Below are 25,487 nucleotides of genomic sequence, written 5' to 3' on the forward strand. Positions count from 1 at the left end.
TCGTTCCCTTCACGGCAGCTTCACCGAAGGCTCGCGGGCCCATACGCGCAGCTTGCCGAGCGATTGCAGGAACGGTGCGACCGCCTCCGCCTCGCCGAGCTCCACCGTTCCCTCGTCCAGCGCTCCGGCGACGCCGGCCTTTTCGAGAAGGGCGAAGGCCGGCGCGCTATAGCCGATGAACTTGCAATGGGCGAAGGCGTCCGCGACGAAGTCACGCGCGGTCGCCTCCTTGAGGAGGTCGGCAACGCCCTCCGTCGAGGCAAGCACCACGACGGCGTCGTAGAGCACCGACGGTCCCCCGTCGATCATCTGTTGCGCGGCGAGCGGCTTGCCGTCCGACATCCTTACCCCGCCCACCTTCGGCGCGATGACCTCCAGCACCGCCTTCTCGGCGGCGATGCCGGCTTCCAGCGCCGTGAAGAGGTCGCGGTCGGCGCCCTCCGTGACGAGGACGCCGAGCTTGCGGCCCTCGAAGCGGTTCGGGCCGCGTTCGACGATGCTGAGGGCAGGCGACGGTTCGAGGTCGTCGCGGGTCTTTACCGCGGCCTGCGCGGGCTTCGGCATGGGGTGGATGCCAAGGGCCGCGGCGACCTTGCCGGCCAGCGTTTCGTCGATGTTGAGGAGATGCGAGACCATGCGCTCGCGGATGACGGGCGTCTCGACCTTGCTGAGCTCGAAGGTCAGCGCCATGGCGATGTGCCGCTGCTCGGGCGGCGTCTGGCTGATGTAGAACTGGCGCGCCTGGCTGTAGTGGTCGGCAAAACTCTCCGCCCGCAGCCGGACCTTTTCCCCCGCCTCGGGGGAGGCGAAATGCCGGTAGCCCGCAAGCGGGGACTCGCGCGGGCCTTCGCCCCACGAGTTCGGCTGATAGTTGACCCGGCCGGACGGGTTGCGCATCGCCATGTGCCCGTCCTGCTGGAAATGCGCGAAGGGACACTTCGGCGCGTTGATGGGCAGGTGGGTGAAGTTCGGGCTGCCGAGGCGCTTCAGCTGCGTGTCGAGGTAGGAGAAGTTGCGGCCCTGCAGCAGCGGATCGTTGCTGAAGTCGATGCCCGGCGGCACGTTCTGCGTCATGAAGGCGACCTGCTCGGTCTCGGCGAAGAAATTGTCCGGCATGCGATCGAGGACAAGGCGGCCGACGGGCTTGGGCGGAAGGATCTCTTCCGGGATGATCTTGGTCGGATCCAATACGTCGAAAGCGAAGTCGTCCGCGAAATCCTGGTCGAAGAGCTGGACGCACAGCTCCCATTCCGGAAAGTTGCCGGACTGGATGGCCTGCCAGAGGTCGCGCCTGTGGAAGTCCGGGTCGGCGCCGTTGATCTTGACCGCCTCGTTCCAGGCGACCGACTGGAGGCCCAGCTTCGGCTTCCAGTGGAACTTCACGAAGGTCGCTTCGTCCCTGGCGTTGACGAAGCGGAAGGTATGCACGCCGAAACCTTCCATGAAGCGGAAGGAGCGGGGGATGGCCCGGTCCGACATGACCCACATGATCATGTGCATGCTTTCCGGCGTCAGGCTGATGAAGTCCCAGAAATTGTCGTGCGCGGATTGGGCCTGCGGGAAGGCCCGGTCCGGTTCGGGTTTGACGGCGTGGATGATGTCGGGAAACTTGATGGCGTCCTGTATGAAGAAGACCGGTATGTTGTTGCCGACGAGGTCCCAGTTGCCCTCCTTCGTGTAGATCTTGACCGCGAAGCCGCGCACGTCGCGGGCAAGGTCGAACGAGCCCTTGCTGCCGGCGACGGTGGAAAAGCGCACGAAGGCCGGGGTCTTCTCCCCGGCGCGCTGGAAGACGTCGGCGCGCGTGTAGGCGGCAAGCGACTCGTAGGTCTCGAAATAGCCATGGGCGCCGTAGCCGCGGGCATGCACCACCCGCTCGGGAATGCGTTCATGGTCGAAGTGGAAGATCTTCTCGCGGAAGTGGAAGTCCTCGATGAGCGCCGGCCCGCGCGCGCCGACGCGAAGGGTGTTCTGGTCGTCGGCGACCGGTGCGCCCTGCGCCGTCGTCAGCACCGGCCCGCCGTCGCCGGCGATCTGGTGCAGCTCGCCGCCATTTGCGCGGTGGAGCTTCTGGTCGTGCACGGTCGCCTCTTTCATCTTCGTGCTGGGAGTCGCTTTCTTGGCCATGGAAATCTCCTCGGGATCGTTTCGCGCTGCCCTAACCGATCAGCACCCGCCTTGTTCCTCCGATCCGCGCAACTTATGGCGGCGCCGCAGGGCGCCGTTCCCGCAGCGCGACAGCGGTCAAGACGACGCGAACATCGTCCCGGCCGCTCTGTCCGCTACCGTACCGACGCCCGGTGCCGGGTTGTTTCCCCGATTTTATGGTCATAGATGGACGACCATTGAGACCGGGGCCTTCGGCAGATTTGCGGTCGCGGAACCGCACGGGAATGTTCAATGGGGGAAGGTCGGCAGGGCATGTTTCGGAACAACCTGCTTCGGCGTTTGCCGACACGGAGTCGGGCGCGGCTTGAACCCCAGCTGGAGCATGTCCAGCTTCCCCGCTCCTATCAGCTGTCGTCTCCCCATCAGGCGATGGAGCACGCCTATTTCTTCGAAAGCGGCATCGCCTCCGTCGTCGTCCGGTCTCCCGAAGGCCAGCATACCGAGATCGGCATCATCGGCAGGGACGGCATGTGTCCCACCGCCGCCATCCTCGATGCGGACGTCGATCCCTTCTCCGTCTTCATGCAGATGCAGGGAGAGGCCTATCGGATCCCGGTCTCGGCCCTGAAGGCGGCGATCGGGAAGGACGGCGAGGCAAAGAGCCTCTTTGCCCGCTACGCCCAGGCGCTTGCCGTTCAGCACGCCTATACCGCCCTCTCCAATGCGGTGCACCATATCGACGAGCGTCTGGCACGCTGGATCCTCATGTGCCACGACCGCACGGACGGAGAGGAGATCGGCCTGACGCACGAGTTCCTGTCGATCATGCTCGCCGTGCGTCGTCCGAGCGTGACGACGGCGCTTCACGTCCTCGAAGGCAAGAAGCTGATCTATTCCGAGCGCGGCCTCGTCATCGTGCGCGACCGGGCGGGCCTCGAGGCCTTCGCCCGGGACGCCTACGGCGAATGCGAGAAGGAATACGAACGGCTCATCGGCCCGATCACCGATCGGCCGGGTGGCTGAGCGCCTCGCTGAACGGGACCCGCGCGACGAGGTGCCCCTGGCTGTCGACGATCTCGAACCGGCGCGTTTCGTCCGTCTGGCCCTTCAGGATGTCGTCCGCCAGGATCTCGCGGGCGGCGATCCGCGCCTCGGCGAGCGCGGCCTGCACCGTATCGAAATCCTCGCCCTCCAGATCCTCGATCCGTTCGTTCCGGCTGCAGATGTGAAAGAAGTAGCGGCCCATGTTCGCCTCTATGTCGATTGGCTTGCCCTACCGACTAACGAAGAGGCCATGTGTTCCATTCCTTCTTCGGCGGCCTTTGTACGCTAGCGTACCGCAACCTCCCCCGCCGTGCGTCGTTCCTTCCCGAAACGGAGGGACAAATGAACGATATTCAGCTTCCCGAATCGTCCGCCTTCTCGGTGCATGCTTCCATCGAGGCGCAGCTTCCGGCCTTGCGCCGGTTTGCCCAGCGGCTGACCCGCTCGGCCTGCGACCGCGAGGACCTGATCCAGGAAACCGTGATGCGCGCGCTGCGGTCCTCCCACCAGTTCCGCCCCGACACGCGCCTGCGCTCCTGGCTCTTCACCATCATGCGCAACACGTTCAACACCGAGTATCGCCGCCGGTGCCGGGAGGTCGTCGGGCTCGACGAGGGTTTTGTCGAGCGCACGGGCGTCGCCGCGCCGCAGGAATGGGCCGTGCGCCGCAGCGAGCTTCGCTCGGCCCTCGGCCGCATTCCGCCCGGCTCGCGCCGGACGCTGCTGCTCGTGGCCATGGGCGTGAGCTACATCGATACGGCGCGTCTTTGCGCCTGCGAGATCGGAACGGTGAAAAGCCGCGTCAACCGGGCGCGCAAGATGCTGGAGGAGGAGATCGGCCGCCCCGGCGCCCTGTGACGGAACAGCGCCCGGTTGCCGCCGGCCGGACAGGACCATGCTGAAGAAAGCGATTGCCGTTGGCCCGGCCTTTCAGGAACACGCCGCCGGCGCGCTCGGACGGATGCGCGAAGAGGCGGCCGAATGCCGGCGATGCGACCTCTACCGGGACGCGACGCAGGTCGTTTTCGGCGAAGGCGCACGGCATGCCCGGGTGGTTCTCGTCGGCGAGCAGCCCGGAGACCGGGAAGACCAGCTCGGCCGGCCGTTCGTGGGGCCGGCGGGCCGGTTCCTCGAAAGCTGCCTGGAGGAGGCCGGCATCGACCGCGCTGACTGCTACCTCACCAATGCGGTCAAGCACTTCAAGTTCAGGCGGATCGGCAAGCGGCGCATCCATGAGAAACCCAATGCCGGCGAGGTCCGGCAATGCGCCTGGTGGCTCGGCGGCGAGATCGACCGGATAAAGCCGGCCCTGCTGGTCGCGCTCGGGGCGACCGCCACCTTCGCCGTATTGGGAAAGCGTTACGCCGTGACGGCGGACCGCGGGCGCATCGTCGAGGCGGAAAACGGCGTGCCCGTCCTGATCACCGTGCATCCCTCGGCCCTCCTGCGCAGCCGGGGGCGGCCCGACGCGGCGCAGGAACGGGCGCGGTTCGTGGCGGAATTGCAGAAGATGAAGCCGTTCCTTACGGAGTGAGGCCCTCGGAGCGGGAGCGCTCCGTCGCCGTCTGCGCCGAATCCTCGACCTCGGCCTGCGGCCGGTCGGCGGCGGCGGCCACCTCGTGGTGCCAGCGGCCGTCCTCGGACTGGTAGGAGATGAAGCGATCCTCGTCGGACCTCTCATGGCGCTCCGCCGCAAGGCGCGCCGCTGCGAGCGCGGCGGCATGGTTCGGGAAGGTTTCGGAAAAGACGTCGTCCAGCCGGTAGGCCCAGCCGTCCTCGTGCGGCACGACATGATAGGTGACGGGCATCTTTCCCTCCATCGCTCGATTAATGGCGCTTGAATCCATGGGAAGACCAACCGGCGGCGGCACGAATGGTTCCCGGCGGATGCGGAACAAAGGCCCGCCTGATCGGTTCGCCTACCGAACCATCGGACATGAGGAGCCAGGCGATGAACGAGCGCAAGAATGCCTCCCGGGAAGAGGAGTTTCGCGACTACGAGCAGAGGGACATCCGTGACGGCTGGCCCTACGCGGACGACGAGGATACCCGCCGCGCAGCACGGAACGCGCCCTATGGAGCGTCCGACGCCGGCCTCGACAAGGCGGACGGCGACGGCATCGCGGTGGCCGGCGATCCCGCGGCGCGGGACGTCGACGGCGCGCCGCTGCCGTTCGCCGACGACGGCGGGGAGGCCGTCGCGGACGACGATCTCGAAGCGCGCATCGCGGAGGCGCTGGAAGAGGACGGCCGCGTCGACCTGGACTCGTTGAGCTTCACCATCCGCGACGGCATCGCCGTGCTGGACGGCGCCGTCGACAGCGAGGACGACCGCCGCCATCTCGTCGCTCTCTTCGGCCGGGTGAAGGGCGTGCGCGAGGTGCGCGCCGGCGGGCTTTTGACGCGCGGCGTCGATAGCCACATTCCGCGCGATTCCGGGGAATAGAAGCGCCCGCGGCCCAAGGGCGGCGTCAATGGCCTGTTTCGGTCGCGATCGGCTCGCCCGGAACCATGATGCGGATGTCGTTCCGGACATGGCGGACGGCGAGGACCGCCTCCGCGCGCCGTTCCGCCAGGTGCTTTTCGCGCGGCGTGTCGACGAAGCCGCTCAGCCGCACCTCTCCCCCGGAGACGGAGACCTCTATCCTGGAGGCGTCTATGTCGCCGTCTTCGGCAAGGCGCTCGCAGATCTCCTCGTGGATGCGCGCATCCGGGCGCTCGTAACCTTTCGGACCCTTGCCGCGATGGCGCGCCGCCGGGGAAGCGCTGCTGCCGAAGTCGAGATCCGGGCGGTTGCCGGCTTCGTTGCGGGTGTCTTTCCGCCAGGGCAGTTGCTGGAAAAGGGATGGATTTTCGGGCATCGGTTCCTCCATCGACCGGGACAAGACCGAACCGGGGATGCCATGAAATGTTCCATGACGGGGAAAACCGGCAAGCTCACGACGCCCGCCATCGACCTTGCGGATGCCGACGAGCGCATCATGGTCCGGGGGCGGAACCAGGAGAACCGCCGCCAAAGCTAGAGCAATTCCGGCAGAAGTGCGCAGCGGTTTTGCGTCCGGAATTGCGTGGAAACAAAGGGATAGAGCATTTCCGGCCCGTTTTCACCGGAAATGCTCCAGCACTTTCCGCAAGCTTCGTACGGTTTCGTACATTGTTCCCGCTTTGAATCGCAGGACGGCCGCTCTACGATCTGCCCTGATCGCACAGAGGAGGCGGGCGTGGGCAGCTACACTTCCAAGGGAACCTTCGAGCCGGAAGAACTGGGCGCGCTGAAGCACCTTTTCGACGAGTTGACGTCGCAGCCCTGGTTCGATCCTTCCGATGAGGCGAAGGAGAGCTTCGCGCGGTATCTCTTCGAGACGTTCCCCGCCGTCACCTTCGATCCGGTGAAGCACCGTTCGATCATCGAGGCGTCCGCCCGCATGTTCTACACGAAGGACGACGCCTGATTTGCGGACGAAAGCCGTGGGGCGATGAAACCGCAGCCTCCTCGCCCGCGTTGGTACCCGGTCCCTGAAGAAGAGGAGTGGTGCAATGTCCGACGACAGCGTGAAAACCATGTGGGCGCAATTCCCGACCCGGGAAAGCGCCGAGCGGGCGGTCGAGCGCCTCGTGCAGCAATGCGGCATCGCCCGCGCCAACGTCTTCGTGGAGGCGAGCGCGCAGGACAACACCGTCGGCACGGCGCCCTCGGGCGGAGACGTCGTCGAGGACGGCGCCCGCGCGGACGCGCCGCTTCACGGCGACATCCGGGTATCCGCCGATATCACGGACGCCGACGTGCTGAAGGCCGAGCAGGCCTTCCGCGAGGCCGGCGCGCAGAATGTCCTGGTGCGGTAGCGGGCCGTTTTTCGCAGGAACAATCGCGTCGCGCGGCGGTTTGGGCGGGAAAGGAGATTGCCATGGCCATCATTCCGAACGATCCCAATCCCGGTCCGAACCCCGTCCCCGACCTTCCGCCCATCGACGAGCCGACGCCGCCGGTCAAGGAGCCGGAACCGGACCGGCTGCCGGACGAGACGCCGCTTCCCAACCCGGATGAAAACGACGAACCGGCCAAGCAGGCCCTCAAGCCCGGCGCGCTGGCCGGGCGGGGCCTGCGTTGAGCCCCATTCTGCGGCGTCACTCTTCCTCGCCCGGATAGGCCTCTTTCCGCAGGAGGCGCGCGAGGTGCGCCGTGTTGCGCGCGACGAGGTCGAGCGTCGAGCGTACGACCTCTGGAATCTGCTCCAGATCGACGAAATTGACCGAGCCCATCGCCTCGCCGACCCAATAGGTCACCGCATTGGCCGGAATGGTGAAGCCGACATCGTTGAGCGCCTGGAAGAGTTCGGCTGAGACATGGTGCGCGCCATCCTCGTTGCCGACCACCGCGACGGCGGCGACCCGGCCGTAGGAGACCATGCGGCCCTTGCCGTCCTTTTCCTCGAGGAAGGCGTCCATGCGTTCCAGCGCCCGCTTGCACACGCTCGACGGCTGGCCCATCCAGATCGGCGTGCCCATGACGAGGATGTCGGCGCCGAGGATCTTCTCGCGGATGGCCGGCCACGCGTCGCCCTCGCCCTCGTCGGAGGTGACGCCCGGCTTGATGTCGTGGTCGGCAAGCTGGATGAATTCCGTCGTCACGTCATGGCGTTGCATCGCGGCGGCAAGAAGCTGCAGCATGCGTTGGGTGGAGGAAGGCTCCTTCGCCGTCTTCGTCTTCAGGGTGCAGTTGAGCGCCAGTGCGGTCAGGGTCATCGTTCGCCTCTCCGGTCGGTACGGGGCACCAACCGCCACGCCTGCCGAATGTTCCGGGAGCCCTGTTGACCGGGGCCCGGCCGCCGTATGAAACTTGACAGCCGGGTTCAATATTTTATGTGTCGATCCCGGCCCGGCGCATTCGGACGGTCGGTTCCGCTGCCTCTTTGACGTCACCCGCAAGACGAGGAATAGACCCCGATAGATGTCCGGTGACACCAGGAAAACGATCCTCGAAGGTTTTGCCGCCAGCTACAAGGAGCTGTCGCGGTATCTCTCGCGGCGTTTCGGATCGAATGTGGAGGCGGAGGACGTGTTGCAGGACACGTTCCTGCGCCTGCAGAACGTCTCGGCGGAAGCGGAGATCAAGAACCCGCGGTCCTACCTGTTCCGCATGGCGAGCAACCAGGCGACGGACCATATCAGGGCCCGGCAGGCCTTCGACCGGCGTTTTTCCCTGGCGGAGGATCCCGACTGCGCCGACGAGAGGCCGTCGCCCGAGACGGTGGTCGACTACCGCCAGCGCCTCGACCTGCTGGAGCGGGCCGTATCCGACCTGCCGCCCCGGCAGCGGCAGGTCTTCCTGATGCACAAGATCGACGGGCTGAGCCATGCGGAAATCGCCCGCGAGCTCGGGATCACCAAAAGCGCGGTGGAGAAGCTGGTCATGAAGGCGCTGGCGCATCTGCGCGACCGGCTGAGCGATGTGACCGACTAGGACAAGGGAGAAATGCGTTTGACGCGGGTGAGGTGCAGCCCTACGGAATTCGTCTTTGTATCGGACGCCCGGTTCGCTGAAAGCCCGGCCCCGCTTGGAAGGAAATAGCCGGTATCGCCGATGGCAAAGACAGACAACGAGGCAGAGCGGAAGGTGCGTGACGAGGCCCTGGCGTGGTTCGTGCGCCTCCATTCGGGCGACGCCACGCCGGCCGAGCGGGCCGCCCATGCGGCCTGGATGGCCGCGGATCCGGGCCACCGCGCGGAATACGGCCGGTTGGGGGACATCTGGACCGACCTCGACCGCATCCCCGATCCGCGCGCAAGGCCCGCCCCGCAGGCGGCCTGTCGTCCGCGGCCGTCCCGCCGCGCCTTCCTGGCCGGCGGCGCGGCGGCCCTTGCCGCCGGGGTCGCGGCGGTCGCCGTCGGCCCGCCGGATTTCCTGACGAGCGATCACGCCACCGGAACCGGGGAACGGCGCACCGTGGCGCTTTCCGACGGCACGACGGTCGAGCTGGACGCGGATTCGGCGATCGCGCTCGACTATGGCGCGACGGCGCGCGGCGTGCGCCTCGTGCGCGGCCGCGCCTTTTTCGACGTCGCCAAGGACGCGCGGCGTCCCTTCACCGTTCATGCCGCCGAAGGCAGCGCGACGGCGCTCGGCACGCGCTTCGTCGTGCACGAATGGTCCGGCACGGTCACGGTCTCGGTCGAGGAGAGCGCGGTTTCGGTCACCGGCCCGGACCGGCGCGACGCGGTTGTCAAGGCCGGCCAGTACGTGACCTACGACCGGCAGCGGCTGAGCGACGTCGCCTCCGTCGATGTCGCATCCGAAGTCGCGTGGCGGCGCGGCAAGCTGATCTTCGAGGACCGGCCGCTGCGGCAGGTCCTGGCCGACGTCAATCGCTATCGCGCCGGCACCATCCGCGTCACGGACGGGCGGCTGCTGAACATGCGCGTCAGCGGCATCTTCGACGTGAGCGACCCCGACGGCGTGCTCGAGGCGATCCGCACGTCCTTGCCGGTGCGCACGTTCGAGCTGTCGCCCTGGCTGGTCATCCTGCACCCCGTCTGAGGGCGCACGCCTCTCCCCATATCGCGGGGCCCCGGTCGGGCAGAATAAAATCCTGACGATTATTTTCCACTTTGGGGGTGAGGTGGGCGGCTTCGAGATTCGTCCTTGCTTCAGGTGCCTTCGTGAAGGGCATTGGCAGGCAGGAACGGAGTGCGACAGGGGCATGACAAGGTCTTTCGGGGGTAGACTTTCGGGCGCGGCCAGGGGCCGGATCGGCGGCCTGGGGCTGGCGCTGCTGGCATCGGCGGCCTTCTGCACCGCGATCGCGGCGGCGCCGGCGCGGGCGCAGCAGGCCGCATCGGCGACGGGCTATCTCATTCCGGCCGGCCCGCTTGCCGCCGCCATAGCGCGCTACGGCGACGTCTCCGATCTCCAGGTCCTCTATCCGGCCGCGCTGGTGCGCGGCAAGCGGTCGCCCGGCGTTGCCGGCACGCTCGGCCGCGAGGAGGCGCTGAACCGCCTTCTGGCCGGCACGGGCCTTGCCTGGCGCTTCACCGGCGCCAACACCGTCACGATCGTCGATCCGGCGGCGGCCGGCGGCCAGGGACTCGGCGTGCAGGACGGCTCGACGCGGCTGGAGACGATCAGGGTCGAGGGCGAGGGCGGCAATGCCTGGGGGCCGGTGGACGGCATCATCGCGAGGAATGCGGCGAGCGGCACGCGCACCGACACGCCGATCATCGAGACGCCGCAGACCGTCAACGTCGTGGGCGGCGAGCAGATGGAGCAGCAGGGCGTCAGCACCGTCGGCGAGGCGCTGCGCTACACGCCCGGCGTCGTCACCGGCACGGCCGGCGGACAGGCCGACCGCCACGACAGCTATTTCGTTCGCGGCGAGGGCGGCTTTTCGGCCGCGGCCCAGTATGCCAGCACGCTGGACGGCATGCGCTGGCGCTTTTCCGACCGCACGACCGTGCAGTTCGACCCGTGGATGCTGGAGCGCGTGGAGGTGGTGAAGGGGCCGTCCTCGGCCCTCTTCGGCGCGGGCACGCCGGGCGGCGTGGTGAACCTCGTGTCCAAGCGCCCGAGCTTCGAGAAGAAGGGCCGCGTCTTCGTCAGCGGCGGCAGCTACGACAGCGCGGCCGCCGGCGTCGACCTGACCGGCCCCCTCGGCGACCAGTTCGCCTATCGCTTCGTCGGCCTCGGCAGGATCGAGGGCAACGGCGTCGATTACCAGAAGGGCGAGCGCGTCCTGCTCGCCCCGTCGCTGACCTTCGCGCCGACGGACGAGACCAGCCTCACCTTGAGCGCGCTCTACCAGCGCGATCCGCAGGCGGCCGATGCGGGCTTCCTGCCCGCCTACGGCTCTGTCCTGCCCATTCCCGGCTACGGCCGCGTGCCGGCCAGCTTCTGGCAGGGCGATCCGGACTGGGACGAATACAGCCGCACCGAATCCGCCGTCGGCATGGAGTTCAAGCACAGCTTCACCGAGAACTGGAAGGTGACCGCCAGGGCGCGCTACGGCCGGCTGGAAAGCACGACCCGGGCGATGGACTACACGGCGATGGTCGATCCGACCACGATGATGCGCACCATCTATCTGGCCGAGCACGACAACACCTCGCTGACGGGCGACGTCTTCGCCGAGGGGAGGTTCAACACGGGCGAGGCCGAGCACACGCTCGTCTTCGGCATCGACCACCAGCGGCTGACGGGCGGGCACGAGGACGGCTGGGACCGGTTCCAGTATCCGACCATCGACATCTTCAACCCGGTGCGCGGCGTGACCCCCAACGCTTTCGGCACGTTCCGCGTCTTCGAGCAGCCCTACCGGCAGACCGGCGCCTATGTGCAGGATCAGGTGGCGCTCGGGAACTGGCGCTTCCTCGGCGGTCTGCGCTACGACAAGGTCGATGCGTCGAGCTCCACCCTCGTCACGCTGAACGGCCTTTCCAGCAGGGCCTCGTCGTCGGATTCCGCGCTCACCGGGCGCATCGGCGCCGTCTATCTCTTCGACAACGGGCTTGCGCCCTTCGTCAGCTATTCCACCTCCTTCAATCCCCAGCCGAGCTTCCGGTACGACGGCACCATGCTGAAGCCCTATACGGGCGAAATGGTGGAGGCGGGCCTGCGCTACCAGTCCGGCGACGGCGAATTGTTCTGGAGCGCCACCGCGTTCGCGGGCGAGAAGGAAGGGGTCGGGGCGCAGGCGGCCTGCGCCTTCCCGTCCGCCGGCCCGCTGGACCGCTGCTTCACGGACGACACGCGGGCGACGAGCAGGGGCATCGAGCTCGAAGCGCGGGCGCAGTTGGCCGAAGGGCTCGACGTCATCGCCGCCGCCACGTGGCAGCAGATGCGCTGGAAGGAGTATCAGGGTGTCGCGCTGGACCGCCATGTCGTCGGCGTTCCGGATGTCACCGCCTCGCTCTGGCTGAACTACACCGTTCCCGAAGATCGTGCCGGCCACGGCTGGAGCCTCGGCGCGGGCGTGCGCTATGTCGGCACGAGCTATGCGACGGACAGCAATGTCTGGGGCGCGACGGAATATGCCTATGCCGGCCAGCCGTCGAAGGTGCCGGCCTTCGCGGTCCTCGACGCCTCGCTCGGCTACGATTTCGGTGCGCTCGACGAGAAGTACGAGGGGCTGCAGGCGCGGGTTTCGGCGGAGAACCTCCTCGACAAGCACTATGTCGCGGCCTGCAACGGCTACGGCACCTGCTCCTACGGCAAGCGGCGCGCCGTCTCGTTCAAGCTGAGCTACGAGTGGTAGGCGGCAGGAGAGCGCGGCAGGGCGGCGGCATCCGGATGCAGCCGCCTCGTGCGTGCCGGATACAGATGCCATGAAATCCATCCGCTTTCGCGCCCTGCTTCTGGCCCTGTGCCTCCTCCTGCCGGTTTGCGCGGCCGCGGCCGATGCCCTGTCCATCACGGACGACGCCGGCCGGACGGTGACGATCGGGAAGCCGGCCGGGAGGATCGTGCTGACGGACGGCATGGGGCTGGTCGGCCTCGCCGCCATCGCCCGCGATCCGGTCGGCCTGCTGGCGGGCTGGAACAGGGCCCGGCTCGACGCCGATGCGCTGGCGGCGTTCCGCCGAAAGGTGCCGGCGATCGACGCCGTGCCCGACATCGGCGAACTGCGGTCGGGGCCGGCCGCGGTCGAGGCACTCATCGCGCTCCAGCCGGACCTCGTCGTGCTGGACCCCTACGACAACCGCGCCGGCGTTGCGATCCGGCAGCTGGAAGCGGCGGGCATCGCCGTGGCCGTGCTCGCGCTGACGCCGTCCTTGCGCGATGCGGAACCCGCCTCCGGGCTCAGGCGGCTGTCCGTCCTGATCGGCCGGGAGGCGGAAGGCCGCGCCTTCTCCGATTTCGTCGGATCGCGGCTGGAGCGCATCCGCGCGCGGCTCGCGGGGCTCGGCGAGGCCGGCCGGCCGCTCGTCCTCCTGGAGGCGCATGCCGGGCGGGGCGCCTGCTGCCTCGTCGCGGGCGCCGGGCAGGGCATCGGCGACTTCGTCGGTTTCGTCGGCGGGCGCAATCTCGGCGCGGACCTCGTGCCCGGCATGGCCGGGCAGATCAGCCCCGAATACGCGCTCGCCGCCGGCCCGGCGGTCTATATCGGCACGGGCGGAGCCTATATGAAGGCCGCCGGCGGCTTGACCGTCGCGCCGTCCTACAGCGCCGAGCAGGCGCGCGCCTCCCTCGAAAAGGCGCTGCGGCGGCCGGGGCTTGCGCAGACGCCGGCGGCCTCTTCCGGCCGGGCGCACGGCCTGTGGCACGCGCTGGCCATTTCCGGGATCAACATCGTCGCCATCGAGGCCATGGCGCGGTGGGTGCATCCCGAGCGCTTCGCCGATGTCGATCCCGCCGAAACCCTCGCCGAGATCGACCGCCGCTTCCTCGCGGTTCCCCTGACGGGAACGATGTGGGTCGATCTCGCGCCGGCCGGCGGGGAGGCCGGGCCGTGACGGCGGAGGGGATGGGCCTTGCCGCCGGGATCATCGAAGGCCATCGCCGGCTGGCGCGCCGCCGCGCCGCGACCGTCGCGCTCCTCGGCGTGCTGATGGCGGTTTCCCTGCTGGCCGACCTGCTGACGGGGCCGTCCGGCGTCTCGGCCGCCGACCTGCGGGGCGCGCTGACGGGCGCGCCCGAGACGGCGCCGGCGCTCCGGGTGATCGTCTGGCAGGTCCGGCTTCCCGCCGCCCTGCTGGCGCTCCTGGTCGGGGCCGCCCTTTCGCTCGCCGGCGCCGAGATGCAGACCATCCTCGACAACCCGCTCGCCAGCCCCTTCACCCTCGGGGTGTCCTCGGCCGCCGCTTTCGGCGCGGCCCTCGCCATCGTGCTCGGCCTCGGCCTGCCGTTCCTGCCGCCGCATCTCGCCGTCGTCGCCAACGCCTTCCTCTTCGCCTTCGCCTCGGTGCTCTTCCTGCAGTTCCTCGCGCGCGGCAGGGGATCGGACGTCGCAACGCTCGTCCTGTTCGGCATCGCCCTCGTCTTCACCTTCAACGCCCTCGTGGCGCTCGTCCAGCTCGTCGCCTCGCCCGATTCGCTGCAGCAGCTGGTCTTCTGGGGCATGGGTAGCCTCGCCGAGGCCGACTGGCCGCCGGTCGCGATCCTCGGGGGCGCGGTGGCCGCGATCGTTCCCTTCTCGCTGCTTTCCGCCTGGCGGATGACGGCGCTGCGCCTCGGCGACGAGCGGGCGCGCAGCTACGGCGTCGATGTCGCGCGGCTGCGCTTCTTCTCCCTGCTGCGCGCCAGCCTGCTCGCCGCGACGGCCGTGGCCTTCGTCGGCACGATCGGCTTCGTCGGGCTGGTCGGCCCGCATATCGCGCGGCTGCTGACGGGCGAGGACCATCGCTTCTTCCTGCCCGCCAGCCTTCTTACGGGCGCTCTGGTGATGTCGCTCGCCTCCATCCTGTCGAAGGCGCTCGTTCCCGGCCTCCTGCTGCCGGTGGGGATCGTGACGTCGCTCGTCGGCCTGCCGGTCTTCATCCTGCTCATCCACCGATCGAGAAGGCCGCAGGCATGACGGACGCCCTCGCCATAAAGGCCCTTTCCGCCGGCTACGGCCGCAGGCCGGTCGTCGCCGGCATCACCCTGCCTTCGCTCGCCGAGGGCACGGTGACGGTGCTGGCGGGCCCGAACGGCGCGGGCAAGTCGACGCTGCTGAGAGCGGTCGCCGGGTTCCTGCCCGCGGCGGGCTCGGTGACGCTCGGCGGGCGCGACCTTCTGGCGGCCGGGCCGGCCGCGCGCGCAGGGATTGTCGGCTTCATGCCGCAGGCGCTTCCCGGCGACATCGGCCTGACCGTGCTCGACAGCGTCATGACGGCCCTCAAGGTCTCGCAGCCGGACTGTCCGGTCGCCAAGGCGCGCGAGCGCGCGGCCGGCATCCTCGGCCGGCTCGGCATCCTCCCTCTGGCGCTCGCCCGGCTCGGCCGGCTTTCGGGCGGGCAGAAGCAGATCGCCAGCCTCGCCCAGGCGCTCGTCGCCGATCCGAAGCTGCTGCTGCTCGACGAGCCCGTCAGCGCGCTCGACCTGCGCCACCAGTTCCGCGTCATGCGCACGATCCGCTCGCTGGCGGGGGAGGGACGCATCGTGATCGTGGTGCTGCACGACCTGGAGATGGCGTCCCGCTGGGCGGACCGGATCGTCGTCATGCGCGAGGGCGGGCTGTTTGCCGCCGGCACCCCGCGGGAGGTCGTCACCCCCGGCATGCTGCGGCAGGTCTACGGCGTCGAGGCGCGCGTTTCCGCCGGCGATGGCTTGCGGATTGCCATCGAGGACGTCGTTGAGGAACCGTTCAAGGAGAAGGCGCCATGAACCGGACCCTTCCACTCGTCGCCCGCGCCCGGGTGAGGCTGCGCGACCCGCAGCGTCTCATCCCCGCCGTCGCCGCCCATCTCGTGGATCACGGCGCGCGCATCGCCGAGGGGCAGGGCGGCGAAACGGTCGTGGCCTTCGAGTTCTGCCGCGGCATCCTGCGCGCCGAGGGCGACACGCTCCTTTTGCAGGCGGAGGCGCCCGATGCGGCGTTCCTCCACGAGGTCAAGACGGAGCTTGCCGAGCATGTCGAGGAATTCGCCCGCCTGCCCGCCGGTTCGATCGCATGGGAGGGGGACGCAAGCGTCCTCGACGCGCCGCCGAACTTCCGGCTGATGACGGTCGTGGATGTGCGCGCCGTGACGCCGCACATGCGGCGGATACGCCTTGTCGGACCGGCCCTCGCGCGCTTTGCCAGCAGCCGGGACCTCCACTGCAAGCTGCTGATCCCGCCTGCCGGGCGGGTGCCGGAATGGCCCGCCCTCGACCGGCACGGCCGCTTCGCCTGGCCCGCCGGGCCGGGCCGGCCGGCGGTCCGCAAGTACACGATCCGCGCCGTGGACCCCGATGCCGGCTGGCTCGACATCGATTTCGTGCTGCACGAGGATGCCGGGCCGGGCTCCGCCTGGGCGGCCGATGCCCGCCCCGGCGATACCGTCGGCCTGGTCGGACCCGGCGGCCGCTCGGTCCCGCCGGCCGCGCGTTACCTGCTTGCGGGGGACGAGACGGCGCTGCCCGCCATCGCCCGGCTCCTGGAAACCCTGCCCGCGCAGGCGCGGGGCGTCGCGCTGATCGAGGTCGCCGGCGCGCACGAGGAGCAGCGTATCGCCAACCGCACCGGCATCGACGTGCGCTGGCTGCACCGCGGGCCGGCGCCGGCGGGAACGACGACCGTGCTGCAGGATGCCGTGGAGGCGCTGCCGGTGCCCGCCGATGTCGGCGGGCTGTTCGCCTGGGTGTCCTGCGAGTTCAAGGCGTTCAAGGCGGTGCGCGCCCATTTGCGCAAGGCCTGGCGCCTGCCGAAGGAGGCCCATCTCGTAACCGCCTATTGGCGCAGGGGCTGGAGCGAGGACGGAGCCGAGCGCCTGGAACGCCTGTCGAAGGCGGCGGCCTCGATCGGCACGCGGATCAACCCGCTCTCGCGCTGAACGGGCGGGGCGCCTCAGATCGGCTGCATGCGGCGCATGTCGGAGAGCTGGCGCTTCATCTGCTGCACGCGGCTCTGGTGCTCCGGGGAGCGGCGCATGGCGACGCTGGTCGACAGGATGTCGATGACGACGAGCGCGGCGATGCGGGAGATCGTCGGCGTGTACATGTTGGTGTTCTCGAGCGTCTCGACGATCAGCGACACGTCGCAATAGCTGGTGAGCGGCGAGTCCGATCCGGTCAGACAGATGACGGTCGCGCCGTTCTCCCGCGCGATGCGGGCGATCTCGATGATCGAGCGCGTCGTGCCGGTGTTGGAGATGACGAAGGCGACCTCGCCGGGCTTCATCATCGAGGCGACCATGACCTGCTGGTGCGAATCGAGCTCGGCCCCGCAGGGCACGCCGAACAGCGGAAACTTCTGCTGCGCGTCGCGCGCGACGATGCCGGAGGCGCCGAAGCCGAAGAAGACGATGGAGCGCGCCTCCGTCAGCACGTCGATCGCCTTGTGCAGCGCCTGCTTGTCGAGCCGGGAGCGCGCCCAGTCCAGGCTCGTCATCGTATAGTCGAAGATCTTCTCGGCCACCGTTTCCGGCTCGTCCGTGTCGAGCAGCACCGAGTGGGTGGCCGGCGTGCCGAGCGCCAGGCTCTGCGCCAGCCGGATCTTGAAGTCCGGAAAGCCGCTGCAGCCGATCGCGGTCGTGAAGCGCAGCACGGTCGGCTGGCTGACATCCGCAAGGGCGGCGGTTTCGCCCACCGTGGCGTTGAGGATCCTGCGCGGATCCTCCAGCACCACGTCGGCGACCTTGCGGTCCGACTTGCGCAGGTCCGGCCGCATCGTGCGGATGAGCTCGATGATGTTGCGTCCGCCAAGGTTCCGGCCGTCGGTGCGCGAATCCGTATCCATGCCTGCAAGATCTCCTGTCGGCTCCATGCCAGCGCGCCGCGCGTGCGGAAGGACGCGCAAGGCACGCTCTACATATTGAATCTAGAGCATCTTTTCCGCACGCAGGCAAATCCGCCCGCATGCAAGACGCCCTAGCCAGGCGCCCATTCGAAGGCGATTGCGGGCCGTGCGCGCGACACGGCCGGATCGTCCGTCGATTTGGCTGTCGAATCAATCTCTTCGGGATCGGCCGTGTTGAAGGCGAAGAGCCCGTAGTGATGGGCGATCATGGCGGAGGCGCCGACGGAGCGGGCGAGCGCCACGGCCTCGCGGAGCGTGAGGTTGCCGGCGATGCCGCGCTCGGAAAGCTCCGGCCGCCGGCCGTTGACGGGAAGGAGGGCGATGTCGGGCCGAAGCGGCTCGACCTCCCCGACCTGGCCGTCGAAGGGGACCGTGTCGCCGGCATGCCAGAGCGTGACGCCCGCGGCGGCGATCCCGTAGCCCAGGAAGCGGTGGTTGCCGGCCTCGTCGCGCTCGAGCGTCTCGTGTGCCGCGCGGGTCGGCGTGACGTGGAGGCCGGCCGAGAGCGCGATCCGCTCGCCGGCATCGACGAGCCGGATGCGCGCGGCATCGAGGCCCGAGCGCTCCAGCGCGGCGTGGCGCACGGCCCGCGGCGCAATGAGCTCGGCCGCCGGGTTGGCGGCGAAGAGGCCGGGCAGGGTACCCGGGTCCATGTGGTCCGTATGGGCGTGGGTGCAGAGCACGAAGTCGACATGCGTCAGCGCGGCCGGGGCGATGGGCGCCGGCATCATGCGCACGTGCGGATAGGGCGTGCCGCGGTACTTGGTGGCGAGCGAATCGGAAAGATAGGGATCGACGACGAGGCGTCTTCCGGCGATGTCGATGACGAAGCCCGCCTGGCCGAGCCAGTAAAGGCGCAGCGCAGAGCCGGGACCGCCGGCGAGCGCATCCTCCAGCGGTCCTTCGAACGGTCCTTCGCGCAGCGTCCCCGCCATCGTCTTCTATCCGTTCCTCAGCGCGGCCAGCAGGTTGTCCGCCGCGATCCGCGTCGCGCGGTCGACGCTCTCCGCGGTAAAGCCGCCGATATGGCTGGTCGCGATCACCCGCGGGTGCCCGGCCAGGCGAAGGCAGACCGGCGGCTCCGGCTCGAAGACGTCGGTCGCGTACCATCCGATCCTGCCGTCCTCCAGCGCCTCGATCAGCGCCTCCTCGTCGATCAGCCGCGCCCGCGCGGTGTTGACGAGCACGAGCCCGTCGCGCACGCGCACCAGGCGGCGGCGATCGAGCAGGGCGGAGCCGTCTTTCGGCAGCGGGCAATGGAGCGAGAGGATTTCGGCTTCGGCGAGGATGTCGTCGATCTCCCGATAGGCGAATTGGGAGGAGGGAAGGTCGAGATTGGGGCGAAGCGGATCGTAGGCGACGACTTTCGCGCCGAGCGCCGCGACCATGCGGGCGACCTCGCGGCCGATGGCGCCGCAGCCGACGATGCCGACGGTGCGCCCGCGGATCTCCATGCCGCGCACGCGCGGCCAGGCGCCGGCCTTGATGCCCGCGTCGGCAAGCGGGATGGAGCGCATGGCGCTGAACATCATGCCGATGGTGAGCTCGGCGACGCCGGGCGCATTGGCGCCTTCGGCGATCACGACCTTGACGCCCCGCTGCGCCAGCATGTCGACGGGCAGGTTGTCGACGCCGACGCCGTTGCGGCTGATGACCTTGAGGCTGCCGGCGGCCTCGACGACGCGGGGCGTCACGGGCTCGACGCCGGCCAGCCAGCCGACGCAGTCCGGCACGAGCTCGACCAGCTCATCCTCCGTCGGCGTCCGGCCGGCGCGGGAATAGACGATCTCGAAGCCGTTCTCGCGCAGCCGCTCGATGTCGGGGTGCGGCTCGGCGGTCAGCGAGCGGGGGGTGACGAGGATTCGGGCATCGGCGCTCATCGTCCGGCGGCCTCGCTTGCAATCTCGGAAATGCGGTCGAACACGGGGCCGGATGCGGGGATGTCGATCGCGAAGACCTCGGCGATCACCTGCGTCCAGCCGTGAAGGAAATAGGTCCAGCCGTCCTCGATCCGCAGCGAGCGGGCCTTTCCCTGCCGGCGTGCCTGGTCGAGGAAGATGAGGTCGCCGCGATAGTTGAGGTCCCAGGCGACGGCCTTTTCCGGGAAGACGGCGGCATCGGAGAGCGGCGAGCCGGGAGCGTCCTTGCCGAGCCCCGTCGCGTTGATCACCAGGGAGCCGGGCTTGAGGCTGGAAAGCACGGCGTCGTTGTCTTCGGGCTTCGGCGCCAGCACGTAGTCGACGGGCACGTCCGTCGCGATGCTCTCGTGGATGCGCCGGATCTCGTCGAGCCTGTGCCGGCTGCGGTTGGAGACGACGATGCGGCCCGGCACGTCGTTGCCGCGCGCGCGGCGCATCAGGTGCCATGTCAGGGCGATGGTCGAGCCGCCGGCGCCCATGGAAAAGAGGTCGGCCCCGGTGCGGGCGAAATAGCCCTCGCCAAGGAAGCCGTCGATGGCGAGGCCTGAGGAGATCGGGTCCTTGGCGTGGCAGACGAGCTTGCCGTCCCGCTTGGAGATGCAGCTCGTCTCGTCCATCAGCCTCGCATGCGGATCGACGACGTCGAAGAGGTCCTTGCAGGCGGCGAAGAGGTCGATCTTGTGGGTCGTGACGAGCGCGCCCCTGGAGAGCGGGTCGTCGCGGATGAACTCGACGGCGGCGCGATAGGCGTCCGGCGTGTCGTGCAGCTCGAAGTCGATGCCCTTGATGACGGCGTCCTTCAGGCCGAGATAGTCGGCCCAGGCGGGAAAGACCTTCATGATCGAGCTTTTGCCGGTGGTGACGCCGATGAAGTAGAGCGTCGGCCGGGTTGCTGGCTGGTACCGGGTCACGCGCGCTTCTCCAGGGCAAGCCTTGCCGCCTTCACGGCTTCGGCGGCGTTGCGGGCAATGTCCTTGAAGCGGCCCTCGCGGATGTCCTCGGTCCTGGCGATCCACGTGCCGCCCACGGCGACGACCTGCCGGACCGCCAGCCACTCGCCGATCGTCGCCTCCGTGACGCCGCCGGTCGGGATGAAGCGCACGCCGAGATGGGCGAAGGGCGCGGCAATGCCGGCAAGCCCCTTCGGCCCGCCGGCAAGGCCCGCCGGGAAGAACTTCGCGAGCCGCACGCCGCGGGCCGCGGCCAGCGTCAGGTCGCTCGGCGTCATGATACCGGGGCAGAACGGCAGGCCGGCCGCCTTCGCCGCGTCGACGATCTGCGGATCGTAGCCGGGCGCAAGGGCGAAGCGGGCGCCGCTCCCGACCGCGCGCCGCAGGCTCTCCTCGTCGAGGATGGTGCCGGCGCCGATGCACAGCTCCGGCCGCGCATCGCGGATGGCGGCCAGCACCTCGGCGGCCGCCTGCGTGCGGAAGGTGATCTCGGCGACCGGCAGGCCGCCCTCCAGAAGGGCGTCCGCGAGCGGCACGGCGTCGGAGGCGCGTTCGATCGCGATGACGGGCACGACGCCGAGGCCGGCGATGAGGTCGATGGGATTGGCCATGGTTTTCTCCTTGCAGCCGCCGGCCGGCTCAGGCGTATCGCTTCATCAGGCTTTCGACGGTCGTATCGGTGCGGGGGCGGTAGGCGGGGTTCTCGGCGAGCCGCCAGCCGCCCTTGCCGTCGGTCTTCACCCGGTGGCGCATGCCGTTCGAGGCTTCGATGATGCCGTAGTCCTGTCCGCTGTCGGAGGGATAGGCGAAGACCATCACCAGGTCCTCCTCGCCGATGTTGATCGAGCGGTGGATCCAGTAGGGCGGCACATAGCAGATCGTCTGCGGGCCGATTTCGACGATGCGCGTCTCGCCGGCGGGCGATTCCAGCTGCATCAGGCCCTTGCCCTTCTGCCCGTAGTAGATCTCCGGCCGGTCCGCCTTGGCGTGGATATGGCCGCGCGTCAGGTAGAATTCGTCGGCGATGCGGCCCGGGCTCATGCGGGTGACGCCGTAGATGAGGTCGCCGGCATGGTCGCCGGGCCGGAAGTCCTCGACGGCGTAGACGACGGGATTGCCGAGCGCGGCGGTCAGCCGGGCATGGGCCGCGGCATCCTCGTAGAGGCCTTCCAGGTCGGTTAGCCGCTTCTCGTAGCGGCCCGTCCTGCCCCCCATGCCGCCCGTCTCCGGGTCGACGACGTTGATGACCGGTTCTCTCAACATGATCGCCTCCAATTTCGTAGTGAAATTACATAAATTACGGATCATGGACGTGCAAGAGGAAAAATCGCCATGATGCAGTGCAAAAATTCGTTAAATCTGCCCAAAAATTATGTTGACGATAAAATTATCTGTAACTACGCTACATTTCAGCCAAGAGAAATGGCTCGCGATCGATCGCGTTCCACCCGGAGGAGTAATCATGACCCGCACAGGTAAGACTGCCCTGAAAATCGCCATGGCCGCCGCAGCCTCGCTGCTTGCGATCGGCGCCGCGCAGGCGGCGGACTGCAAGATCGGCATTTCCATGAAGACGCTCGACGCGCCCTATTTCGCCGCCCAGGAGGTTTCCGCCAAGAAGCATGCGGAGGAGCTCGGCTGCGAGGTGATCTCGGCGGACGCCCAGAACGACCTGAACAAGCAGATCGCCGATATCGAGGACATGGTCGCCCAGGGCATCGGCGCGCTGATCGTCAATCCGCGCGACAGCAAGGGCATGGTTCCGGCCGTCAACGCCGCCTCGGCCGCGGGCGTGAAGGTCTTCGTGATCGATTCCACGCTCGACCCGGCCGCGAACTTCGTCACGCTCGTCCAGTCCTCCAACAGCCAGAACGGCATGCTGGTCGGCCAGTGGCTCGCCGACCAGACGAAGAGCAAGGAACTGAAGATTGCCCTCCTTTCAGGCGACAAGGGCAATGAAGTCGGCCAGGAGCGCCGTCTCGGCGTGCTCGCCGGCCTGCTCGAGGGCCAGTTGAAGAACGAGGGCCGCGCCCGCTTCGAGGTCGTGGGCCAGGGCTGGGGCCTGTGGGGCCACGAGGGCGGCCTGAAGGCCATGGAAGACCTGCTCGTCGCCAACCCGGACATCAACGTCGTGCTCGGCGAGAACGACTCCATGGTGCTGGGCGCCAAGAAGGCGCTGGAACAGGCCGGCCGCCTCGAGGGCGTGCTGCTGCTGGCCGCCGCCGACGGCCAGAAGGAAGCGCTCGAGATGATCAAGGACGGCTCCTACGGCGCGACCGGCCTCAACGACCCGGCGCTCGTCGCCTCGACGGCGGTCGATCTTGCCAAGAAGGCGCTGGACGGCGAGCTGCCCGCCGATACGTCCAAGATCACCTATACGACGCCGGTGGCCATCACCAAGGACAATGTCGACCAGTACTACAAGGCCGACGCCGTCTTCTGACCGCCGATCCTCCCGGGGCGGGCGGGCCGCGAATGGCCCGTCCGCCGCATTTCGCTCCGCGAACATGGAAAGACATCGCAGGTCCATGGAAAACCTCGTTCAGCTCTCAGGCATCCGCAAGTCCTTCGGCGGCGTCCGCGCGCTGCAGGGCGTGGATTTCGCGCTCCGGGCCGCAGAGGTGCATGCCCTGCTCGGCGAGAACGGCGCCGGCAAGTCGACGCTGATGCGCGTGCTCGGCGGGGAATACAGGCCGGACGCCGGTACCGTCGAGGTTGCCGGCGAGGAGCCGCATTTCCGCGCGCCGTCCGACGCGATCGCCAAGGGCATTGCAATCATCCACCAGGAAATGGCGCTCGCCACGGACCTGACGGTCGCCGAAAACATCTTCCTTTCGGAGATTCCCACTGTCATCTCCTGGCGCGACCTCAATCGCCGGGCGAAGGCGCTCATCGACAGCCTCGGCTTCGCGATCGATCCGTCCGCGACCGTGGGCGATCTTTCGGTCGCGCACCAGCAGGTGGTCGAGATCGCCAAGGCGCTGTCGCGCAATGCGCGGGTCATGGTGTTCGACGAGCCGACCGCGGTGCTCTCCGTGCAGGACGCCGAACGCCTGCTCGGCATCATCCGCACGCTGCGCGACCGCGGCGTCGGCGTCATCTATATTTCGCACCGCCTCGACGAGGTGTTCCGCATCGCCGACCGCATCACGGTCATGAAGGACGGCGCCTCCGTCGCCACCGTCGGGCGCGACGAGGTCGAGATCGACGACGTCATCCGCATGATGGTCGGCCGCTCGCTGAAGGCGCTGTTCGGCGAGGACGTCGCCCGCACGCCGGGCGAGGAGGTGCTGCGCGTCGAGGACCTTACCGACGGGGACCGGATCAAGGGCGTGTCGCTCACGGTGCGCGCCGGCGAGATCGTCGGCCTCGGCGGGCTGGTGGGGGCCGGGCGCACGGAGTTCGTCCGGCTGGTCTTCGGCGCGGAACGCGCGCAATCCGGCCGCATCTTCATCCGCGGCAAGGAAACGGCGATCCGCTCGCCGGGCGATGCGGTCAGGGCCGGCATCGGCCTTGTGCCGGAAAACCGCAAGGAACAGGGGCTCATCCTCGATTTCCCGATCCGCGTCAACGCGACGATGGCCAGGCTCGCGCCGCTGGTGAACCGGCTCGGCTTCGTGCGCCGGGCGCGGGAACAGGCGGTCGCCGGCGACCTTGCCCGCCGGCTGCGCCTCAAGGCCGGCAGCCTCGGCGACCCGGCCTCGAGCCTTTCGGGCGGTAACCAGCAGAAGGTCGTGCTCGCCAAGTGGTTTCATGCCGGCGGCGACATCCTGATCTTCGACGAGCCGACGCGAGGCGTCGACGTCGGCGCCAAGATGGAGATCTACTCGCTGATCAAGTCGCTGGCGGCGGAAGGACGCGCGGTGCTCGTCATCTCCTCCGAGCACCTCGAGCTCTTCGGCCTTTGCGACCGCATCCTGGTGATGCGCGAGGGCCGGATCACCGGGGCGCTCGGCCCGCAGGACTATACCGAGGAAAAACTCCTGAAGCTTGCGATGGTGAGCCCCGCCGCCTCGCCCGAGAAAATGGTCGTGAACTGATGGGGACCGCCATGACAGACCTTGCCGAAACCGCACGCCCGTCGCTGAACCTCAGCCATATCCTGCAACGCTACGGCACCATCGCCATTCTCGTGGCGCTCGTGATCGTCGCCGCCTCGATGTCGGACGTGTTCCTGACCGAGCGCAACATCCTCAACGTGCTGCGCCAGATCTCCGGTACGAGCCTGATGGCCGTCGGCATGCTCTTCGTCATCCTGACGCGCGGCATCGACCTGTCGGTCGGCTCCGTTGCCGCCCTCGGCAGCGTGCTTTCGGCGATCCTCATCCAGCAGTACGGCCCGGGCCTTGCGCTCGGCGCGACGCTTCTTGCGGGGGCGGCCTGCGGCCTCGTCTCCGGCGTCCTGGTCGCCTTCCTCAAGCTGCCGCCCTTCGTGACGACGCTCGCGATGATGACGGTGGCGCGCGGCCTTTCGCTCATCATCTCGGCGGGCCAGCCGATCGTGATGGGCGACAGCGGCGCGCTGATAACGGCTTTCGGCTCGGGCTCCCTTGCCGGCATCCCCTATCCCGTCATCCTGATGACCGTCGTCTTCCTGGTCGCCGGAACGGTGCTGACGTTCACGCGCTACGGGCGCCTGGTGAAGGCGATCGGTTCGAACGACGAGGCCGTCCGGCTGTCCGGGATACCGGTCGCCTGGTACACCATGTCCGTCTACGTCATCTCCGGCGTGCTCGCCGCGGCCGCGGGCGTCGTTTCGGCCAGCCGCACGGGCGTCGGCTCGGCCAATATCGGCGTCGGCGCGGAACTCGACGCGATCGCGGCCGTCGTCATCGGCGGCGCCAGCCTGATGGGCGGGCGCGGCGGCGCCTTCAACACCTTCATCGGCGTCATCGTTCTCGGCATCATCGCCAACATGATGAACCTTGCCCGCGTGCCGGGCTATCATCAGCAGGTTTTCATGGGTTGCATCATCATCGGCGCCATGCTCCTGCAATATGCGTCCAACTGGCTGCGCCGCTAGGCGCGGGCATGCCGGCCCCTTCCGGGGCCGCGGA

Annotated in this window: 28 protein-coding genes; 17 read left to right on the forward strand and 11 right to left on the reverse strand. The window is 68.5% G+C overall.

Annotation, left to right across the window (positions count from 1 at the left end):
• Positions 1 to 9: 9 nt before the first annotated feature.
• Entirely contained in the window at positions 10 to 2,127 is a 2,118-nt protein-coding gene (gene katE / locus ACIIOY_RS07445) for a catalase (RefSeq protein WP_411034009.1), read from the reverse strand.
• Positions 2,128 to 2,421: 294 nt separating this feature from the next.
• Between katE and ACIIOY_RS07450 the strand changes: the two genes are divergently transcribed.
• Complete coding sequence (locus tag ACIIOY_RS07450) at positions 2,422 to 3,132, forward strand: Crp/Fnr family transcriptional regulator (RefSeq protein ID WP_411034010.1); 711 nt, start codon at positions 2,422 to 2,424, stop codon at positions 3,130 to 3,132.
• Here ACIIOY_RS07450 and ACIIOY_RS07455 read toward each other — a convergent pair.
• A complete protein-coding gene (locus tag ACIIOY_RS07455; protein WP_411034011.1) occupies positions 3,110 to 3,355 on the reverse strand; it encodes a DUF6894 family protein in 246 nt (81 codons plus the stop codon). The genes ACIIOY_RS07450 and ACIIOY_RS07455 overlap by 23 nt on opposite strands.
• A gap of 140 nt (positions 3,356 to 3,495) precedes the next feature.
• Between ACIIOY_RS07455 and ACIIOY_RS07460 the strand changes: the two genes are divergently transcribed.
• Positions 3,496 to 4,011, forward strand: a complete 516-nt coding sequence (locus tag ACIIOY_RS07460) for a sigma-70 family RNA polymerase sigma factor (protein ID WP_411034012.1) — start codon at positions 3,496 to 3,498, stop codon at positions 4,009 to 4,011.
• A gap of 37 nt (positions 4,012 to 4,048) precedes the next feature.
• Positions 4,049 to 4,687: a UdgX family uracil-DNA binding protein gene (locus tag ACIIOY_RS07465; RefSeq protein WP_411034013.1), complete on the forward strand. Its 639-nt coding sequence runs from the start codon at positions 4,049 to 4,051 to the stop codon at positions 4,685 to 4,687.
• On the opposite strand, the gene ACIIOY_RS07470 is transcribed toward ACIIOY_RS07465, so the two are convergent.
• Positions 4,677 to 4,961 carry a DUF2188 domain-containing protein gene (locus ACIIOY_RS07470; RefSeq protein WP_411034014.1) on the reverse strand — a complete coding sequence of 95 codons (285 nt, stop codon included), beginning with the start codon at positions 4,959 to 4,961 and terminating at the stop codon, positions 4,677 to 4,679. The two genes, ACIIOY_RS07465 and ACIIOY_RS07470, sit on opposite strands and share 11 nt — an antisense overlap.
• Before the next feature lie 143 nt (positions 4,962 to 5,104).
• On the opposite strand from ACIIOY_RS07470, the gene ACIIOY_RS07475 reads away from it, so the two are divergent.
• A complete protein-coding gene (locus tag ACIIOY_RS07475; protein ID WP_411034015.1) occupies positions 5,105 to 5,599 on the forward strand; it encodes a BON domain-containing protein in 495 nt (164 codons plus the stop codon).
• 25 nt (positions 5,600 to 5,624) lie between these two features.
• On the opposite strand, the gene ACIIOY_RS07480 is transcribed toward ACIIOY_RS07475, so the two are convergent.
• Entirely contained in the window at positions 5,625 to 6,014 is a 390-nt protein-coding gene (locus ACIIOY_RS07480) for a BON domain-containing protein (RefSeq protein ID WP_411034016.1), read from the reverse strand.
• Positions 6,015 to 6,374: 360 nt separating this feature from the next.
• Between ACIIOY_RS07480 and ACIIOY_RS07485 the strand changes: the two genes are divergently transcribed.
• The 3 genes from ACIIOY_RS07485 to ACIIOY_RS07495 all read left to right on the forward strand — a co-directional run bounded on the left by ACIIOY_RS07485 (position 6,375) and on the right by ACIIOY_RS07495 (position 7,262).
• Positions 6,375 to 6,605, forward strand: a complete 231-nt coding sequence (locus ACIIOY_RS07485) for a hypothetical protein (RefSeq protein WP_411034017.1) — start codon at positions 6,375 to 6,377, stop codon at positions 6,603 to 6,605.
• 85 nt (positions 6,606 to 6,690) lie between these two features.
• Complete coding sequence (locus tag ACIIOY_RS07490) at positions 6,691 to 6,996, forward strand: hypothetical protein (RefSeq protein WP_411034018.1); 306 nt, start codon at positions 6,691 to 6,693, stop codon at positions 6,994 to 6,996.
• A gap of 62 nt (positions 6,997 to 7,058) precedes the next feature.
• Positions 7,059 to 7,262: a hypothetical protein gene (locus ACIIOY_RS07495; protein WP_411034019.1), complete on the forward strand. Its 204-nt coding sequence runs from the start codon at positions 7,059 to 7,061 to the stop codon at positions 7,260 to 7,262.
• A 16-nt stretch (positions 7,263 to 7,278) separates the two neighbouring features.
• Here ACIIOY_RS07495 and ACIIOY_RS07500 read toward each other — a convergent pair whose 3' ends face one another.
• Positions 7,279 to 7,896 carry a flavodoxin family protein gene (locus ACIIOY_RS07500; protein ID WP_411034020.1) on the reverse strand — a complete coding sequence of 206 codons (618 nt, stop codon included), beginning with the start codon at positions 7,894 to 7,896 and terminating at the stop codon, positions 7,279 to 7,281.
• A gap of 205 nt (positions 7,897 to 8,101) precedes the next feature.
• Here ACIIOY_RS07500 and ACIIOY_RS07505 point away from each other — a divergent pair, with 205 nt between their 5' ends.
• The 7 genes from ACIIOY_RS07505 to ACIIOY_RS07535 all read left to right on the forward strand — a co-directional run bounded on the left by ACIIOY_RS07505 (position 8,102) and on the right by ACIIOY_RS07535 (position 16,596).
• Positions 8,102 to 8,614 carry an RNA polymerase sigma factor gene (locus ACIIOY_RS07505; RefSeq protein WP_411034021.1) on the forward strand — a complete coding sequence of 171 codons (513 nt, stop codon included), beginning with the start codon at positions 8,102 to 8,104 and terminating at the stop codon, positions 8,612 to 8,614.
• Between the two features lie 120 nt (positions 8,615 to 8,734).
• Positions 8,735 to 9,688 carry a FecR family protein gene (locus tag ACIIOY_RS07510; RefSeq protein WP_411034022.1) on the forward strand — a complete coding sequence of 318 codons (954 nt, stop codon included), beginning with the start codon at positions 8,735 to 8,737 and terminating at the stop codon, positions 9,686 to 9,688.
• Positions 9,689 to 9,851: 163 nt separating this feature from the next.
• A complete protein-coding gene (locus ACIIOY_RS07515; protein ID WP_411034023.1) occupies positions 9,852 to 12,398 on the forward strand; it encodes a TonB-dependent siderophore receptor in 2,547 nt (848 codons plus the stop codon).
• A gap of 70 nt (positions 12,399 to 12,468) precedes the next feature.
• Positions 12,469 to 13,596, forward strand: a complete 1,128-nt coding sequence (locus tag ACIIOY_RS07520) for an ABC transporter substrate-binding protein (RefSeq protein WP_411034024.1) — start codon at positions 12,469 to 12,471, stop codon at positions 13,594 to 13,596.
• Positions 13,597 to 13,607: 11 nt separating this feature from the next.
• Positions 13,608 to 14,657, forward strand: a complete 1,050-nt coding sequence (locus tag ACIIOY_RS07525) for a FecCD family ABC transporter permease (protein ID WP_411034277.1) — start codon at positions 13,608 to 13,610, stop codon at positions 14,655 to 14,657.
• Positions 14,654 to 15,448 carry an ABC transporter ATP-binding protein gene (locus ACIIOY_RS07530; RefSeq protein ID WP_411034025.1) on the forward strand — a complete coding sequence of 265 codons (795 nt, stop codon included), beginning with the start codon at positions 14,654 to 14,656 and terminating at the stop codon, positions 15,446 to 15,448. Before ACIIOY_RS07525 ends, ACIIOY_RS07530 begins: the two co-directional genes overlap by 4 nt.
• Positions 15,445 to 16,596 carry a DUF2218 domain-containing protein gene (locus tag ACIIOY_RS07535; RefSeq protein WP_411034026.1) on the forward strand — a complete coding sequence of 384 codons (1,152 nt, stop codon included), beginning with the start codon at positions 15,445 to 15,447 and terminating at the stop codon, positions 16,594 to 16,596. The genes ACIIOY_RS07530 and ACIIOY_RS07535 overlap by 4 nt, the downstream gene beginning before the upstream one ends.
• A gap of 14 nt (positions 16,597 to 16,610) precedes the next feature.
• Here the strand turns inward: ACIIOY_RS07535 and ACIIOY_RS07540 are convergent, their stop codons facing one another.
• The 6 genes from ACIIOY_RS07540 to ACIIOY_RS07565 all read right to left on the reverse strand — a co-directional run bounded on the left by ACIIOY_RS07540 (position 16,611) and on the right by ACIIOY_RS07565 (position 21,693).
• Complete coding sequence (locus ACIIOY_RS07540; protein WP_411034027.1) at positions 16,611 to 17,501, reverse strand: SIS domain-containing protein; 891 nt, start codon at positions 17,499 to 17,501, stop codon at positions 16,611 to 16,613.
• 131 nt (positions 17,502 to 17,632) lie between these two features.
• On the reverse strand, positions 17,633 to 18,496 hold the full coding sequence (locus ACIIOY_RS07545; protein ID WP_411034028.1) for an MBL fold metallo-hydrolase: 864 nt from the start codon (positions 18,494 to 18,496) through the stop codon (positions 17,633 to 17,635).
• A 6-nt stretch (positions 18,497 to 18,502) separates the two neighbouring features.
• Positions 18,503 to 19,441, reverse strand: coding sequence for a phosphoglycerate dehydrogenase (locus ACIIOY_RS07550; RefSeq protein ID WP_411034029.1), 939 nt, complete (start codon positions 19,439 to 19,441; stop codon positions 18,503 to 18,505).
• The gene (locus ACIIOY_RS07555; protein ID WP_411034030.1) at positions 19,438 to 20,391 is read right to left on the reverse strand and encodes a shikimate dehydrogenase family protein; all 954 of its coding nucleotides are present in this window, start codon (positions 20,389 to 20,391) and stop codon (positions 19,438 to 19,440) included. Before ACIIOY_RS07555 ends, ACIIOY_RS07550 begins: the two co-directional genes overlap by 4 nt.
• A complete protein-coding gene (gene eda, locus ACIIOY_RS07560; protein WP_411034031.1) occupies positions 20,388 to 21,041 on the reverse strand; it encodes a bifunctional 4-hydroxy-2-oxoglutarate aldolase/2-dehydro-3-deoxy-phosphogluconate aldolase in 654 nt (217 codons plus the stop codon). The genes ACIIOY_RS07555 and eda overlap by 4 nt, the downstream gene beginning before the upstream one ends.
• A gap of 28 nt (positions 21,042 to 21,069) precedes the next feature.
• Entirely contained in the window at positions 21,070 to 21,693 is a 624-nt protein-coding gene (locus ACIIOY_RS07565) for a glucose-6-phosphate isomerase family protein (protein WP_411034032.1), read from the reverse strand.
• A 199-nt stretch (positions 21,694 to 21,892) separates the two neighbouring features.
• Between ACIIOY_RS07565 and ACIIOY_RS07570 the strand changes: the two genes are divergently transcribed.
• The 3 genes from ACIIOY_RS07570 (at position 21,893) to ACIIOY_RS07580 (ending at position 25,453) form a co-directional block, all read left to right on the forward strand.
• Positions 21,893 to 22,873: a sugar ABC transporter substrate-binding protein gene (locus ACIIOY_RS07570; protein WP_411034033.1), complete on the forward strand. Its 981-nt coding sequence runs from the start codon at positions 21,893 to 21,895 to the stop codon at positions 22,871 to 22,873.
• 85 nt (positions 22,874 to 22,958) lie between these two features.
• Positions 22,959 to 24,470 carry a sugar ABC transporter ATP-binding protein gene (locus ACIIOY_RS07575; RefSeq protein ID WP_411034034.1) on the forward strand — a complete coding sequence of 504 codons (1,512 nt, stop codon included), beginning with the start codon at positions 22,959 to 22,961 and terminating at the stop codon, positions 24,468 to 24,470.
• A gap of 11 nt (positions 24,471 to 24,481) precedes the next feature.
• Positions 24,482 to 25,453, forward strand: a complete 972-nt coding sequence (locus ACIIOY_RS07580; RefSeq protein WP_411034035.1) for an ABC transporter permease — start codon at positions 24,482 to 24,484, stop codon at positions 25,451 to 25,453.
• Positions 25,454 to 25,487 lie beyond the last annotated feature (34 nt).

The sequence above is a fragment of the Shinella agrisoli genome (genome assembly GCF_046557955.1).
Lineage (GTDB): Bacteria > Pseudomonadota > Alphaproteobacteria > Rhizobiales > Rhizobiaceae > Shinella.

Excerpts from the sequence above, each read along its gene's own strand:
- ACIIOY_RS07475 (WP_411034015.1), top strand. The coding sequence starts at position 5,105 with ATGAACGAGCGCAAGAATGCCTCCCGGGAAGAGGAGTTTCGCGACTAC.
- ACIIOY_RS07565 (WP_411034032.1), bottom strand. The coding sequence starts at position 21,693 with ATGTTGAGAGAACCGGTCATCAACGTCGTCGACCCGGAGACGGGCGGC.
- ACIIOY_RS07575 (WP_411034034.1), top strand. The coding sequence starts at position 22,959 with ATGGAAAACCTCGTTCAGCTCTCAGGCATCCGCAAGTCCTTCGGCGGC.
- katE (WP_411034009.1), bottom strand. The coding sequence starts at position 2,127 with ATGGCCAAGAAAGCGACTCCCAGCACGAAGATGAAAGAGGCGACCGTG.
- ACIIOY_RS07470 (WP_411034014.1), bottom strand. The coding sequence starts at position 4,961 with ATGCCCGTCACCTATCATGTCGTGCCGCACGAGGACGGCTGGGCCTAC.
- ACIIOY_RS07510 (WP_411034022.1), top strand. The coding sequence starts at position 8,735 with ATGGCAAAGACAGACAACGAGGCAGAGCGGAAGGTGCGTGACGAGGCC.
- ACIIOY_RS07550 (WP_411034029.1), bottom strand. The coding sequence starts at position 19,441 with ATGAGCGCCGATGCCCGAATCCTCGTCACCCCCCGCTCGCTGACCGCC.
- ACIIOY_RS07455 (WP_411034011.1), bottom strand. The coding sequence starts at position 3,355 with ATGGGCCGCTACTTCTTTCACATCTGCAGCCGGAACGAACGGATCGAG.
- ACIIOY_RS07480 (WP_411034016.1), bottom strand. The coding sequence starts at position 6,014 with ATGCCCGAAAATCCATCCCTTTTCCAGCAACTGCCCTGGCGGAAAGAC.
- ACIIOY_RS07580 (WP_411034035.1), top strand. The coding sequence starts at position 24,482 with ATGACAGACCTTGCCGAAACCGCACGCCCGTCGCTGAACCTCAGCCAT.
- ACIIOY_RS07530 (WP_411034025.1), top strand. The coding sequence starts at position 14,654 with ATGACGGACGCCCTCGCCATAAAGGCCCTTTCCGCCGGCTACGGCCGC.
- ACIIOY_RS07535 (WP_411034026.1), top strand. The coding sequence starts at position 15,445 with ATGAACCGGACCCTTCCACTCGTCGCCCGCGCCCGGGTGAGGCTGCGC.
- ACIIOY_RS07540 (WP_411034027.1), bottom strand. The coding sequence starts at position 17,501 with ATGGATACGGATTCGCGCACCGACGGCCGGAACCTTGGCGGACGCAAC.
- ACIIOY_RS07520 (WP_411034024.1), top strand. The coding sequence starts at position 12,469 with ATGAAATCCATCCGCTTTCGCGCCCTGCTTCTGGCCCTGTGCCTCCTC.
- ACIIOY_RS07495 (WP_411034019.1), top strand. The coding sequence starts at position 7,059 with ATGGCCATCATTCCGAACGATCCCAATCCCGGTCCGAACCCCGTCCCC.
- ACIIOY_RS07500 (WP_411034020.1), bottom strand. The coding sequence starts at position 7,896 with ATGACCCTGACCGCACTGGCGCTCAACTGCACCCTGAAGACGAAGACG.
- ACIIOY_RS07490 (WP_411034018.1), top strand. The coding sequence starts at position 6,691 with ATGTCCGACGACAGCGTGAAAACCATGTGGGCGCAATTCCCGACCCGG.
- ACIIOY_RS07570 (WP_411034033.1), top strand. The coding sequence starts at position 21,893 with ATGACCCGCACAGGTAAGACTGCCCTGAAAATCGCCATGGCCGCCGCA.
- ACIIOY_RS07545 (WP_411034028.1), bottom strand. The coding sequence starts at position 18,496 with ATGGCGGGGACGCTGCGCGAAGGACCGTTCGAAGGACCGCTGGAGGAT.
- eda (WP_411034031.1), bottom strand. The coding sequence starts at position 21,041 with ATGGCCAATCCCATCGACCTCATCGCCGGCCTCGGCGTCGTGCCCGTC.
- ACIIOY_RS07450 (WP_411034010.1), top strand. The coding sequence starts at position 2,422 with ATGTTTCGGAACAACCTGCTTCGGCGTTTGCCGACACGGAGTCGGGCG.
- ACIIOY_RS07505 (WP_411034021.1), top strand. The coding sequence starts at position 8,102 with ATGTCCGGTGACACCAGGAAAACGATCCTCGAAGGTTTTGCCGCCAGC.
- ACIIOY_RS07460 (WP_411034012.1), top strand. The coding sequence starts at position 3,496 with ATGAACGATATTCAGCTTCCCGAATCGTCCGCCTTCTCGGTGCATGCT.
- ACIIOY_RS07465 (WP_411034013.1), top strand. The coding sequence starts at position 4,049 with ATGCTGAAGAAAGCGATTGCCGTTGGCCCGGCCTTTCAGGAACACGCC.
- ACIIOY_RS07515 (WP_411034023.1), top strand. The coding sequence starts at position 9,852 with ATGACAAGGTCTTTCGGGGGTAGACTTTCGGGCGCGGCCAGGGGCCGG.
- ACIIOY_RS07525 (WP_411034277.1), top strand. The coding sequence starts at position 13,608 with ATGGGCCTTGCCGCCGGGATCATCGAAGGCCATCGCCGGCTGGCGCGC.